Source organism: Staphylococcus caprae (genome assembly GCF_003966625.1).
Classification (GTDB): Bacteria; Bacillota; Bacilli; order Staphylococcales; family Staphylococcaceae; genus Staphylococcus; species Staphylococcus caprae.
This window is the reverse complement of sequence record NZ_AP018587.1, coordinates 313,416-332,642: the sequence shown is the minus strand read 5'-3', so window position 1 is coordinate 332,642 and position 19,227 is coordinate 313,416. Positions and strand designations below refer to the sequence as shown.

The 19,227-nt window shown below is 34.6% G+C and carries 17 protein-coding genes; 4 read left to right on the top strand and 13 right to left on the bottom strand.

Translation table 11 applies throughout. The features are described from left to right. Nucleotides 1-80: 80 nt before the first annotated feature. Nucleotides 81-938, bottom strand: coding sequence for an ABC transporter substrate-binding protein (locus JMUB898_RS01425; RefSeq protein WP_002444596.1), 858 nt, complete (start codon nucleotides 936-938; stop codon nucleotides 81-83). Nucleotides 939-1,127: 189 nt separating this feature from the next. On the opposite strand from JMUB898_RS01425, the gene JMUB898_RS01420 reads away from it, so the two are divergent. From JMUB898_RS01420 to JMUB898_RS01410, 3 genes are all read left to right on the top strand, one after another. Next, the gene (locus tag JMUB898_RS01420) at nucleotides 1,128-1,385 is read left to right on the top strand and encodes a type II toxin-antitoxin system Phd/YefM family antitoxin (RefSeq protein WP_037541721.1); all 258 of its coding nucleotides are present in this window, start codon (nucleotides 1,128-1,130) and stop codon (nucleotides 1,383-1,385) included. Continuing rightward, on the top strand, nucleotides 1,378-1,647 hold the full coding sequence (locus JMUB898_RS01415) for a Txe/YoeB family addiction module toxin (protein ID WP_037541722.1): 270 nt from the start codon (nucleotides 1,378-1,380) through the stop codon (nucleotides 1,645-1,647). The genes JMUB898_RS01420 and JMUB898_RS01415 overlap by 8 nt, the downstream gene beginning before the upstream one ends. A gap of 144 nt (nucleotides 1,648-1,791) precedes the next feature. Further along, a complete protein-coding gene (locus JMUB898_RS01410; protein WP_037541723.1) occupies nucleotides 1,792-2,157 on the top strand; it encodes a DUF4870 domain-containing protein in 366 nt (121 codons plus the stop codon). Between the two features lie 50 nt (nucleotides 2,158-2,207). Here the strand turns inward: JMUB898_RS01410 and JMUB898_RS01405 are convergent, their stop codons facing one another. Continuing rightward, nucleotides 2,208-3,347: a CapA family protein gene (locus tag JMUB898_RS01405; RefSeq protein ID WP_095323335.1), complete on the bottom strand. Its 1,140-nt coding sequence runs from the start codon at nucleotides 3,345-3,347 to the stop codon at nucleotides 2,208-2,210. A gap of 237 nt (nucleotides 3,348-3,584) precedes the next feature. On the opposite strand from JMUB898_RS01405, the gene JMUB898_RS01400 reads away from it, so the two are divergent. Next, entirely contained in the window at nucleotides 3,585-3,896 is a 312-nt protein-coding gene (locus JMUB898_RS01400; RefSeq protein WP_002444606.1) for an SdpI family protein, read from the top strand. Between the two features lie 81 nt (nucleotides 3,897-3,977). On the opposite strand, the gene JMUB898_RS01395 is transcribed toward JMUB898_RS01400, so the two are convergent. The 11 genes from JMUB898_RS01395 to isaB all read right to left on the bottom strand — a co-directional run bounded on the left by JMUB898_RS01395 (nucleotide 3,978) and on the right by isaB (nucleotide 19,042). Beyond that, entirely contained in the window at nucleotides 3,978-4,736 is a 759-nt protein-coding gene (locus JMUB898_RS01395) for an alpha/beta hydrolase (RefSeq protein WP_002444608.1), read from the bottom strand. A 99-nt stretch (nucleotides 4,737-4,835) separates the two neighbouring features. Continuing rightward, a complete protein-coding gene (locus JMUB898_RS01390) occupies nucleotides 4,836-8,270 on the bottom strand; it encodes a fibrinogen-binding adhesin SdrG C-terminal domain-containing protein (protein WP_232019010.1) in 3,435 nt (1,144 codons plus the stop codon). A gap of 373 nt (nucleotides 8,271-8,643) precedes the next feature. Next, complete coding sequence (locus tag JMUB898_RS01385; RefSeq protein WP_002444611.1) at nucleotides 8,644-9,330, bottom strand: Crp/Fnr family transcriptional regulator; 687 nt, start codon at nucleotides 9,328-9,330, stop codon at nucleotides 8,644-8,646. 167 nt (nucleotides 9,331-9,497) lie between these two features. Beyond that, nucleotides 9,498-10,442, bottom strand: a complete 945-nt coding sequence (gene arcC / locus JMUB898_RS01380; protein ID WP_002444612.1) for a carbamate kinase — start codon at nucleotides 10,440-10,442, stop codon at nucleotides 9,498-9,500. Between the two features lie 18 nt (nucleotides 10,443-10,460). Next, complete coding sequence (gene arcD, locus JMUB898_RS01375; RefSeq protein ID WP_037541725.1) at nucleotides 10,461-11,891, bottom strand: arginine-ornithine antiporter; 1,431 nt, start codon at nucleotides 11,889-11,891, stop codon at nucleotides 10,461-10,463. Between the two features lie 122 nt (nucleotides 11,892-12,013). Then, nucleotides 12,014-13,021, bottom strand: a complete 1,008-nt coding sequence (gene argF / locus JMUB898_RS01370) for an ornithine carbamoyltransferase (RefSeq protein ID WP_037541727.1) — start codon at nucleotides 13,019-13,021, stop codon at nucleotides 12,014-12,016. A 117-nt stretch (nucleotides 13,022-13,138) separates the two neighbouring features. After that, nucleotides 13,139-14,374 carry an arginine deiminase gene (arcA, locus tag JMUB898_RS01365; RefSeq protein ID WP_037541728.1) on the bottom strand — a complete coding sequence of 412 codons (1,236 nt, stop codon included), beginning with the start codon at nucleotides 14,372-14,374 and terminating at the stop codon, nucleotides 13,139-13,141. Nucleotides 14,375-14,712: 338 nt separating this feature from the next. Beyond that, complete coding sequence (locus JMUB898_RS01360; protein WP_002444616.1) at nucleotides 14,713-15,174, bottom strand: arginine repressor; 462 nt, start codon at nucleotides 15,172-15,174, stop codon at nucleotides 14,713-14,715. Between the two features lie 488 nt (nucleotides 15,175-15,662). Then, entirely contained in the window at nucleotides 15,663-17,183 is a 1,521-nt protein-coding gene (locus JMUB898_RS01355; protein WP_002444617.1) for a M4 family metallopeptidase, read from the bottom strand. A gap of 334 nt (nucleotides 17,184-17,517) precedes the next feature. Next, nucleotides 17,518-18,354 (bottom strand): M23 family metallopeptidase, encoded by an 837-nt coding sequence (locus tag JMUB898_RS01350; protein WP_037541730.1) that lies wholly within the window; start codon nucleotides 18,352-18,354, stop codon nucleotides 17,518-17,520. Between the two features lie 127 nt (nucleotides 18,355-18,481). Further along, nucleotides 18,482-19,042, bottom strand: a complete 561-nt coding sequence (gene isaB / locus JMUB898_RS01345; protein WP_037541731.1) for an immunodominant staphylococcal antigen IsaB family protein — start codon at nucleotides 19,040-19,042, stop codon at nucleotides 18,482-18,484. Between the last annotated feature and the right edge of the window lie 185 nt (nucleotides 19,043-19,227).

Genomic DNA, 19,227 nt, shown 5'->3' with positions numbered 1-19,227 from the left:
CAAAATCAATGCCCTCCTATCAGTTCTTTGATAAGAGGGCATTTTATCTATATGATTTATTAAATTATTAAACTACTGAATTACTCAGTAAATTGTGTGATATCTTCTAAGATTTGTTCTGCAGCGATTAATCCACGATGTTTAGCCCATGTTTCACGGTTAACTTCATGAACTCTATTGTTTTTAACTGCATCTAATTGATTCCATGCATCAGACTCTTTAAAGTTGTTGAAATCTTTTTGATTATCTTCATCTACCATAACAATGAGTCGTTCTGGGTTTACATCTGCAACTTTGCTAATTGGTAATTTATGATAATCTGCACCCATGTATTCAGGTAAGTCATTTTCATTTTCTTTAGAAATGCCAGCTTTGAAACCAACATCTTCTAGTAATTGACCTACATATGATTTAGAAGCATGAATTACTAAGTCTTGATCTGTAACGACTGCTGCAATTGTAGCAACATCTTTATCTACACGTACTTTAGAACTTAAATCTTTAATTTCTTTTTCGTGGTTATCGATGATTGTTTTACCTTCTTCTTGTTTAGAAACGACTTTAGCAATATAATCGAAAGCTTCCTTACTTTCTTTATAATCTGCATCGAAACTTTTCACTAAAACTGTAGGAGCAATTGCATTTAAATCTTTGAAAATGGATTCATGTCTATCCACATCTGCAAAAATGACTTGTGGTTCAGCTTTTTTAATGTCATCTACGCTTGGCGTTTGACGATGTCCTACTGATTGATAGTTACCTACATTTTTACGTGTTTCTTCATCTAAATTGTCTTTATTATTATCGTCTGCAATACCAGTTACATTAACATCTAATTTCACTAATGCTTCGGCAAATGAATATTCTAAAGCTACTGCAGATTCAACTGTATCAGGGACTTGTACTGTACCAACATTTTGTTTAATTTCTTTAGCCATGCTTAACATTCCTCCCAAAAATTAATGATAAATTCTATAATGTCTAGTAAATAAGGTTACATATTTTTTATGTCCGTTTTAGACGTATTTAAACATTAAAAATTTTAAAGACGAAAAAAATTGATGACAACGCAAATGGTTTATTGTACAATTTATTGTACAATAATAGTGGTGAAGGAGGATGAGGACATGCCATCCATAAATTATTCCAATGCACGTCAAAATTTTAAAGAACTGATTTCTAAAGTAAACGAAGACAGTGTAACTTACACAATTACAACGAAAGAAGATAAGAATGCTGTCATTCTAGCTGAGAAAGATTACAATGCAATTCTAGAAACGATGTATCTTCAGTCAAATCCGGCTAATGTGTCTCACCTGAACAAATCCATTCAAGAATTAAACCAAAACGATACGATTACAGTTGAGATTGATGATAATGAGTAAACTTAATGTGACTTTTACAACTCAAGCATTTAAAGATTATCAATTTTGGCAACAACATAACTTAGGAAATTTTAAAAAAATTAACACTTTACTTAAAAGTATCGCACGAGATGGTTGCATCGAGGGTATCGGGAAACCGGAAGCGCTAAAAGTCAATTATGAAGGTTATTATAGTAGGAGAATCACGATTGAACATCGGTTAGTATACAAAATAAAGAATGATTCTATTTTTATAGTGTCTTGTAGATTTCATTACCTATAATTGCAATCGTTTCGCGTGAAACAGTCAGCTATTGATATTCAAATTTATAAATATTAATGAAACATGAGTGCTATATAGTCATTTACTTTAATAATTAAAATGTTTATATTTAAAGTAAATAAAAATAAAGGGGCTATAATACATATGAATTTGATTAATCAATCTAAAAATCCTTATGCATTTAAAGAAGTTTCTGATAATGAAACGACCATCGCTATGGTGATTTGGTTATTATCATTTTTCACTTCTTTTCTTGGACCGCTCATTATTTGGGCAATAAAAAGAGAAGATTCTGCATTTATTGATCAACAAGGTAAAAATTATCTTAATTTCTTAATTAGTTATCTCATATATACAGTGATTGCAGCTATTTTAGTTTTTCTACTCATTGGCGTCTTATTATTATTCATCCTTAGTATAGTTATAGTTGTCTATTCAATTATTGCAATCGTCTTTGTCTTAAAAGGACAAGATTATGTTGTCCCTTTCACAGTAGAAATCATTAAATAAATCAAAATCACGCTAGAACGTAAGCACGTTCTAGCGTGATTCTCTATTATCTATAAACTTTTATCATCTAAGAACTCTTTATCAATGACGTCTTTAGTTATTTCTTGCAATCTTTCTTTAGTCATATTTGCCCCATTCACATAGTGTAATCCATGTTTTTCGGCTAATTGATTCGTGTAATCATGTAAAGGATATACTTTGAAATCCTTCTTAGAGTTCTTGTCATATAAATTGGCTAATTCATAATGATTCACCATACTTCTCCATTTTACGTTTTTCACTTTAACGCCTTTAGGATTTTTCACTAATTTAAAATTGAGACGACCTAATAAATCATTACTTTCATTTCCTGTAGCTTGACCATTTAAGAAATTTCCCAGGGAATAAGCGACAAGTGTTTTATTTCCATCTTTACCTTCAACCCATTTAACTGGCTCTATCACATGTGGATGCATGCCTAACACAACATCTACACCAGCATCAGCGAAGACTTTAGCATATTTTTCCTGCGTTTTGTTTTGTTTATGTTGTCCTTCATTACCCCAGTGCGCAGATACAATCACTGCATCACTATGTTTTTTAGCCTCTTTAACATCCTTTTTAATTTGTTCCTCATCAAATGTTTTGATTGTATACGGATGTGGAGGTTTAATACCATTTGTACCAAACGTATAACTTAACATTGAAACTTTTATTCCATTAACTGTCTTCGTCGGAATGTTATCATGTGCCTCTTGAGAGTTAAAAATGCCAGTAAATAATACTTTATCTTTAAATTTCTTCCAAGTATGTATATTATTATTTACGCCCGATTCTCCTTGATCAATAGCATGGTTGTTAGAGCCATTTACAAAGTTAAAACCTGTATCGACTAGATCTTTAGCGATACTACTAGGCGTATTAAAACGTTTAAAACCATGATATGGCCGATCGTCCCCACCTAAAGGGGATTCTTGGTTTACATATGCTATATCTGCATCTTGAATATCTTTTTTTACAGGTTCATACATAGGTTTAAAGTTAAAACTATCTTGCCCTGTTTTAGCATCATTATACACTTCGGGATGTATTAAGTTATCTCCTACCGCAACGACAGAAGCCTCGGTATCTAAATCAGTCGCAAGTGCTAATCCACTTACGAATAAAAATGCCAGAAAGAATATAATTGTAGATATATAATATTTCAACAATAGTTATCGCTCCTATTGAAAAGATTTTATACTTAAAATTAATAAACTTAGCACTTTTATTTTATACTTTGCTAGATTTGAAAACAATATAATATAGTGTATTTTAACTTTTCTATCTATTTTTACATTAAATTAATATATCGAAAAACATAAAACGCTTTATTTGATAAAATAGTTATAGATTAAATTAACTTAAAAGGAGTGATTAAAATAGTTCTACTTTTCAAAAGCATAATCATGTTAGCAGTGACCTATTTATTCAAATTAACTCCCCCGACACAACGTAACAAAACGTATGGATTTCGAACTAGAAAAGCTTTACGTAATGATGAAAGTTGGGCAAAAGCTCAAAAATTATTCACCCTATATAGTTTCCAAATTTATAAGAAAGTGATACTCATTGCGTTACCTTGGACCATTCTTGATATTTACTTAATTATCAATTTAAGTCATTTAGAATATTGGCTGATTATTTCAATCATTGTAGAAACCATTGTTGTTTCAATTCTGTTGTATTGGTTAGTTTTCAAGGTAAATAGAAATATCTAAATTTAATCCCCCGTGTCGTTAGTTCAAAGACATGGGGGTATTGAATATATTTTAGATGCTATCTTTAGGTTTAAACTTCCACTAATTTACGAACCACTCTATCGCTGTTTTGATCGCTTTGTCCCAATATGCGTAATTATGTTCGCCAGGACTTTCTTCAAATGTATATGGAATTCCCTTTTCATCTAAATAATGAATAAACTCTAAATTATCCTGATATAAGAAATCTTCAGTTCCACACATAATAAGCAATTCAGGAATATCAGCATTCGACGCTATAGCTCGATTGAGGAGGTAATATGTATCTAATTCTGTTCCTGTAATATCGGTATTCTCTCCTGTGATAGATTTGGCGGAAAAGTCTATCCAATCTATATCAATAAGATGTTGTGCTTGAAATACTGCAGATAATGGTGCTGCTTTGGAAAACTTATGAGGTTGAGTCAGCGCGAACTTAATTGTACCGTACCCTCCCATAGAATGACCTGCAATAAAGTTATCTTCACGTTTCTTTGAAAGTGGTAAAATCTGATGCACGTAGTCGTATATTTCTAAAATATAATCATAATAACTATGGCCGTATACCATATTAGCGTATGCACTGTGATCTACATTCGGCATAATAATAGCGAGTTGATGTTCATTGGCATATCTTTCAATACTCGTATATCTAATATACGTCGTTTCATCACTCGACAAACCATGTAAAAGTATAAGTGTTTTAAGTAGTTTAGGAGAATTGGAGCTATCAAAGTATGTTGTGTCCTCCGGTAAGATGACTGTTAAATTTTGATGCATTCCTATTGTCGGTGAACTATAATTTAATGTTATTAAAGCCATATGCTTCACTCCTTAATTCATATTCTTCTTTATTTTACCTTACTTTTCTTTATTTCACAGAAAAACCCGAGCACTAAGGCCCGGGTCTAAATCAAATATTTAGTGTTCATCTTTTCGATTTCTACGTTTGTTTCCGAAGAAGAATAAAGAACCTAATAAGGCTAACAATCCTCCAAATAATGTAACGTTATGTGTACTATCATCATTACCAGTATCTGGTAAACCTTTCTCTTTAGCATGATGGCTGTGATGATTTGTTTCATGATGTGTTGGTGTTGAGTAATCTTGATGAGATGGTGTACCTGGTGTCTCATGGTGAGAGTCGGAATCACTGTCTGAATCGGAATCGCTGTCTGAATCAGAGTCACTATCTGAATCGGAATCACTGTCTGAATCAGAGTCACTGTCTGAGTCGGAATCACTATCTGAGTCGGAATCGCTATCTGAATCTGAGTCGCTATCTGAGTCGGAGTCGCTATCTGAATCAGAATCGCTGTCTGAATCGGAGTCGCTATCTGAATCAGAGTCGCTATCTGAGTCGGAATCGCTATCTGAATCTGAGTCACTATCTGAGTCCGAGTCGCTGTCTGAGTCTGAGTCGGAATCGCTATCTGAATCTGAGTCACTATCTGAGTCCGAGTCGCTGTCTGAGTCTGAGTCGCTATCTGAGTCTGAATCGCTATCTGAATCTGAGTCGCTGTCTGAGTCTGAGTCGCTATCTGAGTCTGAATCGCTATCTGAATCTGAGTCGCTATCTGAATCTGAGTCGCTGTCTGAGTCTGAGTCGGAATCGCTATCTGAATCGGAATCGCTGTCTGAATCTGAGTCACTATCTGAGTCGGAATCACTATCTGAATCAGAGTCACTGTCGGAATCAGAATCGCTGTCTGAGTCGGAATCACTATCTGAGTCGGAATCACTATCTGAGTCGGAATCACTGTCTGAATCTGAATCACAATCTGAGTCTGAGCCACAATCTGAGTCGGAATCACTATCTGAGTCGGAATCACTGTCTGAATCTGAATCACAATCTGAGTCGGAGCCACAATCTGAGTCTGAACCGCAGTCGGAATCTGAATCACAGTCTGAGTCGGAGCCACAATCTGAGTCTGAACCACAATCGGAGTCGGAGCCACAATCTGAGTCTGAACCACAGTCGGAATCTGAATCACAGTCTGAGTCTGAGCCACAGTCTGAGTCTGAGCCACTATCCGAATCGGAGTCGCTATCTGAATCTGAGTCACTATCTGAATCCGAGTCGCTGTCTGAATCAGAATCACTATCTGAATCCGAGTCACTGTCTGAATCCGAGTCACTATCAGAGTCGGAGTCACTGTCTGAGTCAGAACCGCTGTCTGAATCGGAATCACTGTCTGAATCTGAGTCACTGTCTGAATCTGAGTCACTGTCTGAATCTGAGTCACTATCTGAGTCTGAGTCGCTGTCTGAATCGGAATCGCTATCAGAGTCTGAGTCGCTGTCTGAATCGGAATCGCTATCTGAATCTGAGTCACTATCTGAGTCTGAGTCGCTGTCTGAATCGGAATCGCTGTCTGAATCTGAGTCACTATCTGAGTCTGAGTCGCTGTCTGAATCGGAATCGCTGTCTGAGTCTGAATCACTACCAACCACTAAATCCCCATCAGCCGAACCATCTGTTGGTTTAACTATATTTTCGTTATCCCAGTAAAACTGTCTTCTCACGCCACTTACAGTATCATTCGTTTCTGAAACTCTAGTCTTAACATTTTGGCCACTCTTACTATCATATTTACCTTCAACTTCGATAATATAAGCGCCATCAATATGACCAAATTGAATGTTAACAGAGTTATCACTATTGTAAGTAATCCATCCATTAAAATTATTTGTGACATCTACTAAGTTTGAACTATTAGTATCGTTATAATAACTCTCACTCAATTGACTTGCGTCTTTCACTTGGTAAATTTTGAATTTTGTATTTTTATCAATAATTGTACTTGATTTACTTTGATCAGTTTGATAACCCTGAATACGCACATTTGAATTATATAATGTATTTTCCATAGGATTAACATAAATCTTTTGCTTAAAGTCTTCACTGCCTGAATGCAAATCGATATCTGTTATAAACGAACTAATATTTGGTCCATAAGCGTCTTTTATACCTTGGTACGGCGAATCATAACTAATATTTAAAGTCTCAGTGTAATTCTTATCAGCTATATTAAATGTACTACTATAGCTACCACTATGAGGCGTATTCTTTCTATCTGTGAAAATTGGCAACTTGAAGTTCCCTTTAATATTATTTCTGTCATTAACGAAATTCGTAAAAGTATATTTTACCGTCTTACTATTTACATCATAAATACCATTAGCTACCACATCTCCATTGGCATTTGTTAATGGCTTAACCTTCATTTGATTATTAAGTTTCTCATAATTTACATCACCATTAACAGTAACACGTTGTGGATATTTAACAGTAAAATAATCGCCTTCTTTAATCTTTCCATTCACGCTAAATGATGCATTTAAATCTGAATAGCCACTATGGTTAGGGTCAAAAGACTTTTTCGACACATTAAAACTATCAACATTTATTTTATCGTTAACATTAGAACCTTGTTGTTCTGAATTCGCTTCATTTGTTGCAGCTCTACTTACAGGCTGTGCAAATCTTGAAACTGTTCTAGGTGTAGCTTGAACTTGTATTGCATTCTTTTCATTCGCTTGATCATCTATCGGTGAGTTGGATAACGAATGATGTCGAGTATTAGAATTGTTTAATCCATTAACTTTATTAACTGACTTTTGAGTTGATTGGTTACGAGTTGAAGCACTATCTTGAGGGCTATAAGTTTCTGTAACCTGTTCTTGAGGTGAAACACGTTTTGAAGTTTGCGATGTTTGTGACTGTGAATTTTGTTTTGCTGATGCTTGCAGTTCAGGGTTTTGGGCTTTAGTTGTTTGAACTGTTTGCTCAGTTTCTTTCACGTTATGATTTGTTGATTGTTTATTCAATTGTTCTACATCTTCATCTCGAGAAACTTTATGAGTATTTTTTGTTGTTTGATTGTTTGTTGTTAATGTTTCTTGATTTGAATTATTATTTTCTACTTCTTGTTGCTTTTCTGTTGTGTTATCAGTTGATTGGGCGTCACCTGATAAATCTTTAGCATTGCGTGTGTGATTTTGCATTACTTCTTTAGACGTTTCAGTCGAAGTTTTCTCTGCTGATTGGACATCATTGTTTTGGGCTTTTAATGATGTGCCAACTTCATCTGACTGATTATCTAGTTGTTGGACGTTATGGTTGTTTTGTGTGGTATGAGTCTTTTTTTGAGTATCTCCTAGCTGTCCAACTGGGCTACTATTCGAAGCTTCCTCATTGTTTGAAGTGAGTGAAGCAGTGTCGGTAGAATGCTCAGCCGCTTTTGCTTCATGATCAACTCCAAAAATTATTGTTGCACCAACTAAAATTGATGCCGTTCCTACTGTAAATCTTCTAATGGAATACTTGTTATGCCTGTTAGGCACGAAATCCATCCTTTTTCTCAAAATACATCACTTCCTAAAAAAATTTGTGATTTTAATTTAATCACAAGATAAAGAATACTACATTTCTCGATTATATAAAAGAGTTAATTTAAAAATTAATGATAATCTTTATATGAAATGCAATTGTTTTTGGTTGTATGTTTTAATATTTAATTATAATTTAATTTATGTAGTGTATACATATATTATTAAATCGGCATTAATTTCTTTTAAAATATAAAAGCACTAGTCAGAATTATTTCGCTAGAAAGTAATTCAACTAATGCTTTAATAGAATATATATTTAATTTAGAGTGTGTTTTAACTAGAATGGCAAAATAAGAATTTCTTCAAATCGAAATTTCAAATTTAAAATTCATCTTTATAATTCTTTGCTGATCAACCAATTTTTATTACTTTTAAATAGAACTTTATCTTCTCGAAGCTCATTAATAATATGTCCTGTTGTTTCTCGAGATATGCCTGCCATATCACTTAACAGTTGTATTGTCATAAATTGTTTTATTTCGTAGAATTCTTCATTATCGTATCCGACAGTGTGGCATAGATAACGTAAAATCTTAGTCACGCGTTCTTTCGCAAGCTTGCTGGTTAACGCCATATTATATTCAATGTGCTGACATTGGGTTTCACTCAGTAATTCAAATAACCTTACGAAGATATCTTCATGCGTTTTGCAAAGGTATTCAATTAAATCACGAGGAATGCCTATGACTTCACAATCCGTCAAAGCGGTACACATTTCATTTGGCACTTTATCTTGAAATAAATTATTCAACGGGAACAGCACTTTTTCTCTATTTAAATAACGATACATGTCGCCATTTAAATTAAAATTCTCTCTCATGATATTTCCTTGTAATAATAAATAAACGTGTGTCGTTTCGTCTGATGAAAAGTAAATCACTTGTCCTTTACTATAATGCCTAACAAAACACTGGCTTTTAAACGGAAGTAAAACGCCAACAGGTATATGAATATAAGACGCAAGTTGTTTGAAACTTTCATCAAGTTCATTTTCTCTACAAAAAATTTGATTTCCAGCCATAACATAAACTCCTTACTACCTAAAGCTATTGAAAGGGAGAACGCTATACATCTTTCAAATATGAAGTTGGCGTTAAAGTGTCAAAGAAACGCCACTTCATAGATGTTTATTGATTAAGGGGAGGGGGCCATCGTTCTTATGGTTCCAATAGCTTGATTATTCAACATTTATTTGTGAATATGTGTACCCGCTTGCTTGTCGAACGCATGATAAGCATTTTCTAAATTAGTGATAATTGCTTCTTTATGATTTCCACTTTCAACAAATTCAATTGCCGCTTCAATCTTCGGTAACATCGAACCTTCAGCGAACTTACCTTCTTTCGCATAACGTTTTAAAGTTTCAATATCAATGTCTGTTAACTTTTCTTCATTTGGTTCTTTAAAATTAATATACACGTGTTCTACATTTGTTAGTATCATCAACGTATCTGCGTCAATGAGAGCTGCTAATTTTTCACTAGCAAAGTCTTTATCAATAACCGCTTCGACACCTTCATATGTGTGTTCACTCTTCACAACTGGCACACCCCCACCGCCACAAGCGATGATAATATTTTTCTGTTCGACAAGTGTGCTAATTAATTGGTGTTCTAGAATAGAAATTGGTAATGGTGAGGCAACCACCTTTCTATATCCTCGACCTGCAGAATCTGCTTTATAAATCGCTTCAGGTTGTGCTTCTTTTAAAGCGTGCATTTCTTCCTCAGTATAAAACGGACCAATCGGTTTTGTTGGGCGGTTGAATCGAGGATCATCTTTATCAACTTCTACACGAGTAATAATTGTTCCAACTGCTCGATCGCTACCAATTTCTGATAAAGCTCGGTTAATTTCGGTCTCTAACCAATAGCCTATCATACCTTGCGTCATAGACCCACATACATCGAGTGGCATAGCAGGAGTCTGTGCGCTATCTGATTTAGATTGTTGAATGAGTAAATTGCCTATTTGAGGGCCATTACCATGTGAAATCACGATATCATTATTTGATTGAAATAAAGGTTTAAGTGATTGCATAGTCATGTGAATCGCCCGTCGTTGTGCTTCTGCTGAACCTTCAGATGTCTGAATCGCATTACCGCCTAATGCGATGACAATTTTTTTATTCATAACTCATCGCTCCTTTATCTAGAATACATTAATCGCGCCGCTACATAGTCGAACTAGTCCCACAATTGCTAGAACTATGATGATTGCGAAGAAGATATAATCTACGCGTGTTAAACGTCTTCGGTTGTTTTTCTGAACGATTGAATAAACGATAAGCCCTGGAATATAAAGCAACATCGTTAATAATAAATAGTCAAATCCTGCTGCATAGACTAACCATATTGCGTAAACAGATGCGAGTATACCAATTGTCCATTGTTTTGGTGTCGCATGTTGTTTATGTTCAATTGTATATTTAACTTGATAAAATGCGCTAAACATGTACGGATAAAGAATGGCACTTGATGCTAGTGAAAATGCAAATTGGTACGCGCTATCAGTGAACAACATACTAATTAAGAAAATTTGAACTAATATGTTCGTGATTAATAACGCATTCACAGGTGCGCCGTTTTCATTTTCCTTAGCAAACCATTTAGGGAATAACCCATCTTTCGCAACGATAAATGGCAATTCACCAGCGAGTAATGTCCAACCTAACCAGGCACCTAATACTGAGATAATTAGGCCAATGTTAACAAGTGTTGAACCCCAGTCGCCGACAATGTATGAAAGTACGTGTGCCATAGATGGTGCTTCCAATTTAGAGATATGGTTCTGAATGATGACACCTTGGGCAAGTACAGTTAATAAGAAATATATGAGTAATACTGAAATTAATCCTATCACTGTAGCAGTACCTACATCTTTCTTACGTTTAGCACGACTTGAGAAGACGACAGCACCTTCTATTCCGATGAATACCCATACGGTTACAAGCATTGTACTTTTCACTTGAGACATTGTGTTTCCAAAGCTAAATGGTAACGCACCGTGTGCATTCATGCCGAAAAATCCTTCTTTGAAAGTATCAAAATTAAAGGCAACTAACATACAAATGACAACGAGTAGAATAGGTATTAACTTCGCAACGGTTACAATACTATTAATAAATGCTGCAGTTTCTACACCTTTCAGTATAAGGAAGTGGACCCCCCATAATAAAATTGAGGCAACAAGTATACTTGGGAATGTGTTACCACCTTTGAAAATTGGGAAGAAGTTCCCTACTGAAGACATCAATAGTGTTGCGTAAGCGACGTTGCCTAAAAATGCAGAGAACCAATATCCCCATGCACTGGCAAAACCTATAAAGTCACCAAATCCAGCTTGTGCATAACTATAAATACCACCATCGAGATCAGGACGTTCATTCGTTAGATTTTGGAATACAAAAGCTAATGAAATCATGCCTATAGCTGTAATAATCCATCCGATAATAATTGCAAGACCACCGGCTTGGCCACCCATATCAGACATGAGGTTGAATGCACCGCCACCAATCATTGATCCTATAACGAGACCTATCAATGATGATTGACTTAACTTATTTTCTCCTGATTCGCTCATATTCATTTCTCCTTTAGAAGTAGGGACACATAGATGTACGCTATTTAATTCATCGTTTCGTTGGGAGTGGTTTGGGAAATTAGCGTATATCTATCGTCCCTGTTATAGTAATTTGATTTAACCTAGCCTAATGTCGCAGCCATCACAGCTTTAATCGTATGCATACGATTCTCAGCTTGGTCAAATACTTTAGAGTGCTCACTTCTAAAGATTTCGTCTGTAACTTCCATTTCACTTAATCCATATTTCTCATATATATCTTGACCATATTGAGTTTGTGTATCATGGAATGCTGGTAAACAATGTAGGAAAATGGTATCGTCCTTACCAGTTAAATCGAACATAGCTTTGTTGACCTGATAGTCCTTCAACAAGTTAATACGTTCTTCAAATTCACTTTCTTCGCCCATTGAAACCCAGACATCTGTATAAATAACATCTGCGCCTTTAACCGCTTCATCAATTTTGTCAGTAACGAGAACAGAACCACCATACTTAGAAGCTCGGTCTTTGGCAATGTCGACATATGCTTCTTTAGGGCTTAAAGCTTTAGGTGTACAGATTCTCACGTTAACGCCAAGCATTGCGCCTGCCACCATTAATGAATGTGCCATATTATTACGTCCATCTCCAACGTAAGTTAAATTAATACCTTCAAGATGTCCGAAATTTTCTTTAATCGTCATAAAGTCTGCCAACATTTGAGTTGGGTGCCATTCATCAGTTAATCCGTTCCAAACTGGTACACCAGAGAATTCAGCAAGTTGTTCTACTGTCTCTTGTGAGAATCCTCTAAACTCTATACCATCAAACATCCTACCTAGCACTTTCGCAGTATCTTCTACGGATTCTTTTTTACCTAATTGAATATCATTTTTACCTAAAAATTCAGGATGTGCACCTAAATCGATAGATGCGACTGTGAATGCAGCACGCGTACGAGTTGACGTTTTCTCGAATAGTAATGCGATGTTTTTACCTTCTAAATAATGATGCTTTGTGCCTTGTTGTTTATACGTTTTTAACGTCATGGCAAAATCGATTAAACCTTCAAATTCTTCCTTGGTAAAATCACTTTCCTTAAGTAGTGATCTACCTTTTAAGTCGAATGGTTTCCGGATTTTCTCCATAATATACGCTCCTTTCATTTAATGAGTCGCTATAAAATTGATCATCGTCTTCAATAGGTGCAATGATATGTTTATTTATGCGCTTTCGAAAACGTTTACAATTACAATATAACTATACTATAAATCTTCTCTAAATAGTGGTTGGCTCATACATCTTGGGCCCCCACGTCCGCGAACAAGCTCGCTTCCAGGTATTTCAATTACTTTGATGCCGTGTTTTCTTAACAATTCATTAGATACATAGTTACGATCATATGTGACTACAACTCCAGGACGGATACACAATGTGTTAGAACCGTCATTCCATTGTTCACGCGCGCCATCAATGACATCGCCATTACCTGTAGGGATTAATTCGATATTGTCGACACCAAGCACCTCTTCTAACGTTTGTTTAAGATGACTTGAGTGTGAAATTTTGATATCATTTCCAGATTCATCGTATTCAATAACGAAGATATTCATATTACCTTCTGCTTTAAGAATCGCTGAGTGCGTAGTGAACTTATCATAGTCAATCATAGTACATACTGTATCTAAATGCATGAATGTACGACTTGTTGGAATTTCTATCGCTACGACTTTTTTGAAAGTTGATAATGGATCTTGGAAAATACGTCGTGCCAAACGTTCGATGGCTTGAGCTGACGTACGTTCTGAAATTCCGATTGCAAGGACATCTTTAGAAAGTACGAGTTCGTCTCCCCCTTCTATATTGAAAGGACAGTCACGGTCTAACCATACAGGTACATCTGCATCTTTAAAGCGAGGATGATATTTTAAAATATATGAAATGAAGATGGATTCTCGACGTCTTGCTCTCCAAAACATACGATTCACTGTCATGCCTCGTCCTACTGATGCTTGTGGGTCACGTGTGAAGTATAAGTTTGGCATTGGGTCTAAGTAGAATGGATATTTGTCATCCATGTACTCAACTAAGTGTGTAGATTCTAATTTAATTTCTTCTTTTCGCACACCAGCCATGACTTTGTTAATTAATTCTTGGTTTGACAATGTAGAGAATAATTTTTTAATTTCTTTTTCATGACCAAGAATTGTTTTACGAGATTCTGCTAGAACATCATTGATAAATTGTTCTCTAATATTTGAATCTTCAATGCTCTCTGCAGCTAATTGCTCTAAGTAAAGTACTTCTACTCCTTCATCTTGTAACACTTTGGCGAACCGGTCATGCTCTTGTTGCGCCACCTTTAAATAAGGAATATCGTCAAACAATAGTCCATCTAAATAGTCAGGAACTAAATTTTCCAACTCTTTACCAGGACGTTTAAGCAAAACGGTTTTAAGTTTACCAATTTCACTGTTTACTTGAATGGGTCCATTTGCCATATTCATTTCCTCCTTTTCTATAACTACAGCTTGAGTGTATAGCGAATTTGCGATGGTTTATGTGATTATATTCACAAGTTCGATGTGGAAAGTTTTGTACAATTTGGTTATTCAATACACTTATGTGTTTGAATATACATTTTTATACTGTTATTCCGTATGGAAAATGAATATTCAATTAATATGAAATAATGAATGTTTCGATAAAAAGTTTTTTATTCACTTAAATGAATAGTTAGTCATTATGTGAAGTCAATCTTTTTGTAAAACAAAAAACCTAGCAAACGTAATTAAAGCGTTTACCAGGTTTAAGATTTAAATTATTTAATTATGAAGTTTTATGAATAATTATGATTAAATATTTTGTAATACACGTACTCTGCCAGTGCCTTAGAATGTGTAAGTATCATAATTGTATCATTACCACTGATGGTACCTATGATTTCTTTAAGTTGTAATTGATCAATGTAATAATTGATGCTTTGTGCAAATCCTGGTGACGTCTTAATTAGTATATATGATTCTTTAATCACAGTGTTAATGATTTCTGTTTCGAGATAATCATCTAGTTTTATTTTGGCGTCAATTTGTGATTGATTATTAAGGATTTTGTATTCAAATTGTTTTGCATCGGCTGGGAGGCGGAAGATATTGAGTTCTCTAAGGTCTCTGGCGATGGTCGTCATGCTGTAGCGTATGCCGAAGTGATCATCGATATAATCGACGATATCTGCTTTTTTATAGATGTGATTTTGTTTAACAATCATGGTCACTAAATCTTGTCGTTTGCTTTTTTTCATTAATGATAAACTCCTCTTTACATCTAATTTAAATTGAGTTATATATTAAAAATTCTTTTTATTTAATAATAATTTATCATTCTATTGTTAAAAGATTATGAGAAAGTATGTAAAATTTTGTGACAAATTAGAAATTAGGATCTTCTATTGATTAACACCTTAAGCATCATTTCTTTTAATTTCTTTATAACATGTTCGTCTTAAGATAAAAAGTTGTGAAAGACACAATATATGAACGTGATTAGACCAACTTTCCAGGAGGGAAGGGTCACTACAGTCAGACAACCCGCAGTCTCCCCTTTAGAAATTAAAAAGCCCCCTGCTCTAATCAAGAGCAAGGAGCCAGTGAGGTCAACAATGTCTATATTGAGGCGAGTAGCATTGTAAGTGTTTAACATTAATTCTTGTTTATTAAGGCGTTTGATTTTCGTTCCGTTAATATGTCATATGCTTCTTGTTTAAGTTAAAACATTTGAAATTCTAATTGATTATACACCAACGTCTTCCCATGCTTTTTCAATTTCATTAGCTGTTTCTTCGTCATATAAGTCTAATGCGGATTGATGTAAGGCATCTTTGGCATCTTGGAAGTCTGAGTTAGAAGATAAGTAATCTGTAAGCGCTCTGTAGTAAATTTGTTGCGCTTTATCTTTACCAATACTGCGGATAGTATTGTAAGCTGCTTTATTTGGAATACCTGAGTTAGTGTGAACGCCACCATTATCTGAACTTGTATTTACATAGTCGTCCATGTGAGATGGTTGACCGTATTCTTCTGGATCAGACATACTTCTTAATGCATCTCCGTCACGGTCTGGTGTGTAAACATCTTCACCCATTAAGAAATCGTCATTATCTACAAAGTAACCGAAAACATCTGAGAAACTTTCATTTAATGCTCCTGATTGATCACGGTAAACTAGACCAGCAGTTTCTTGAGTCACTCCATGAGTGATTTCGTGAGCGACGATATCATTAGCACCTGAGAGTGGGATAAATGTACGTCCATCTCCATCACCATATATCATTTTATCGCCAATCCATGCGGCGTTATTTCTATTATCTGAGCCTTGGAAATTGTTAACATGTGCTAATGAAACAATTGGACTTCCTTTATCGTCATATGATTCACGACCGAAAGTATCTTTATAATAATCGTATACTTCTTTAGCGTGATAATTGGCATCGACGCCAGCACGTTGATTATCATCCGTGAAATTCTTGTCTCTGTCTTTTATTAAACTGTATTGACCGCTACCATCGCTATAATTATAAGCAGAAAGTTGTCCTTTATGTGTTAAATCCTGTAATGCAAAGCCACCATCGATACTGTTAATATTGATTTCCTTCGTGTCTCCAAGAACACCTTTACCCGTACCAGTTGTGGCCGCTTCATGAATCATGTTCATTTTATCAACAACTTTTCCTGTTTGCGCATCTACTTTTACATTCCAATGCGCAATTTTAGGCGATGTAGTAATAAGTTCGACGTTGTACACGTATTTATTCGTTTTGCCGTCGATTTCAACTTTGTTTTGTTTTACCACATCGTTTTTCATATTTTTCGCTTTGTCACGGTTGATGTTCGTTGCTTCAAAAGCTTTACTTAAGGCTTGTTCTTTGTTGATAGAGACTTTGTTTGTTGGTTTCACTTTTTTCGCATCAGTGTCACCATTAATTAATACGACTTTCCCTTTTGAGTTAGCATGAACTTTTACCTCTTTATCAGGGGCATAAGTATGACCAACTTTAGGTTGTAAGGTATAATGGGTAAAACCTTTGTTGTCTTTTTGGGTATCAGTAACAGCGTAATCTTTATAATGATTTTTGACATTTTGCGAATCTGGCAACGCTTTTAATGCTTTAGGTGCATCGGTTTGTTGCGTTACTTCCGCATTGATTTTCTGTGTCGCTGATCCCTTTTTCGCATTGGCATCCGTATTGACTAAGGGGCTTGCTACTGTAAGTGCTGCGATACTTGTAAGTGCAAATTTCGAAAAATTCTTCATCTCGTAACCTCCTTAAAAATTTTAAAAGCAACTTACAGTGTCATCGTAATTATATTTTTTTGAAAAGTAAATGAAATTTTCATTAATTTCACACAGTCTTCACTTATAAATTATTTGTATAAATAATTTGTTCATTATTCTCACCACTTATGTTAAAATTTTAACTTTGATGTATTAATATAAGTTATTTTTATTAATTAAGATGTAATAAAATTAATAATTAAATTATACTTGATATAGTTTAGCGTCAGACGATTGCGTTTAATCCATTGGGAATAAAGGTTTTTAAAAGCACAAAAAATCACCTAATCATTTATTAAGTGATTCTTTTATGCTAATTTTTTAAAATTTCTCCTTTAATTGGTTGTGTTGCATTTTCGAATTTAATTTTTAATGATTGTCCCTTTTCCAAATCTGGAGCATTAATAACTTGGAAATGTAAATGTGGTTCTGACGAATTTCCTGAATTCCCGCATTGTCCTACGACCTCTTGAGAATAAATAATATCTCCCTCACGTACAGTAATTGAATTTCTCTTTAGATGCGCTAAAACACTATATTCGTTGCGATCATGCTTAATCATAACGTAATTTCCGAAAGGCTCATTTTCATTGGTATTACCTGGTGTATTATCATTCACATGATTGACTACCCTGACAACTTCTCCATAAATCGGAGCGACTACATCCGCTCCAAAACTATAATAATTAGCGCAGAATTGTCCCCCATCAAACATCGTCTTTCCATTTACAAGTTTCACTAAATCATAAGCATAACGTTGCGTTTCATAATTATAGTGGTAATTAAATAATTCATTGTCTCCGCCCCAATATACCAGCCATTCATCTTTAATTGGCAAGTTATATGTAAGTTGAGTCCACTTATCTTTAAAATAATATAGAGGTTTTAATATAAGACTATGAATGACGTCATCCTCTATAAGCACAAAAACCCCATAATTTTGATATTCATCTAACCAAATCTTTTCACCACTAGATGCATTACCAATATCTACATACAATTTATGCTTTTTAGCAAATTTCATATAAAGGTTTAATGTCTCTTTTAACATCCGCTTACTGACAGATTTTTTCATACTCTTAGAGAATAGTTTGTAAATCTCATTATGCTTTTTATTCTCAATGAGATTGATAAGTCTATTCAAGTTCATTATAATCCCCTCCAGATGCCTCATGATTCATTAAATATATTCCCTAAATTTTATAGTTATCACACTTTTTAGCCTCTTGAAAATAGAAAAAATAGACCCTCACTGTTGAGAGTCTATCATTAAAAACTTATTTTTTAATTACTTTTTTGACTGTGCTCGTTTTTTCAAAACCAATAACTATGCGATCGATTTTACCTTTAGCAGCATCAAACCAAATCGTTGCGCCATTTTTACCTGGTTTAGCATAATAAATACCAGTCATATTATTTTTTCCATTACTTACTTTTTTAAGGTTCTTACCATAAGCAGCTTGAACATCTTTTAAAGATAATTTATTTTTTAAGGAAATATCTAAAATTGAAGCAGTTTTATCTTTTTTAGAATATTCGCGGAATAATTGATCGTATTTAGTCGTAGTTTTTGAAGATTTAGTAGGTGCTAATTTAATGCCATTAAACGTCACTTTACCTTTATTAAGGGCTGTGCGAAATTGTTTATCTAGTACAAATTTAGCATTGTAACCAGCATTACCGTTATAAGTATAATATGCAGTTTGTGTAGTTGCATTTGTAGTTTGGTGAGTTTGAGTTGCAGCATGTGCTTGAGTTGGTGTCGAAGTTGCACCAATACCAAGTAATGTACCGAAGGCTAAAGTGGAAGCAATTATTTTCTTTGTCTTTGTATTCATGGGAATAACCTCTCTTTCTAAAAACGCCGGCATGTCGCACGGTCTTATAGATTATACCCCTTATTCAGATGGCGTACAATTAATTTATATATACAAAAGAGAGTGCTTTTTTAGTTATTTAAAAATATTCGAGGAAAATTCATACCATAATAGTTTAATCGTATCGAATTTAGTTTGATAAGTGG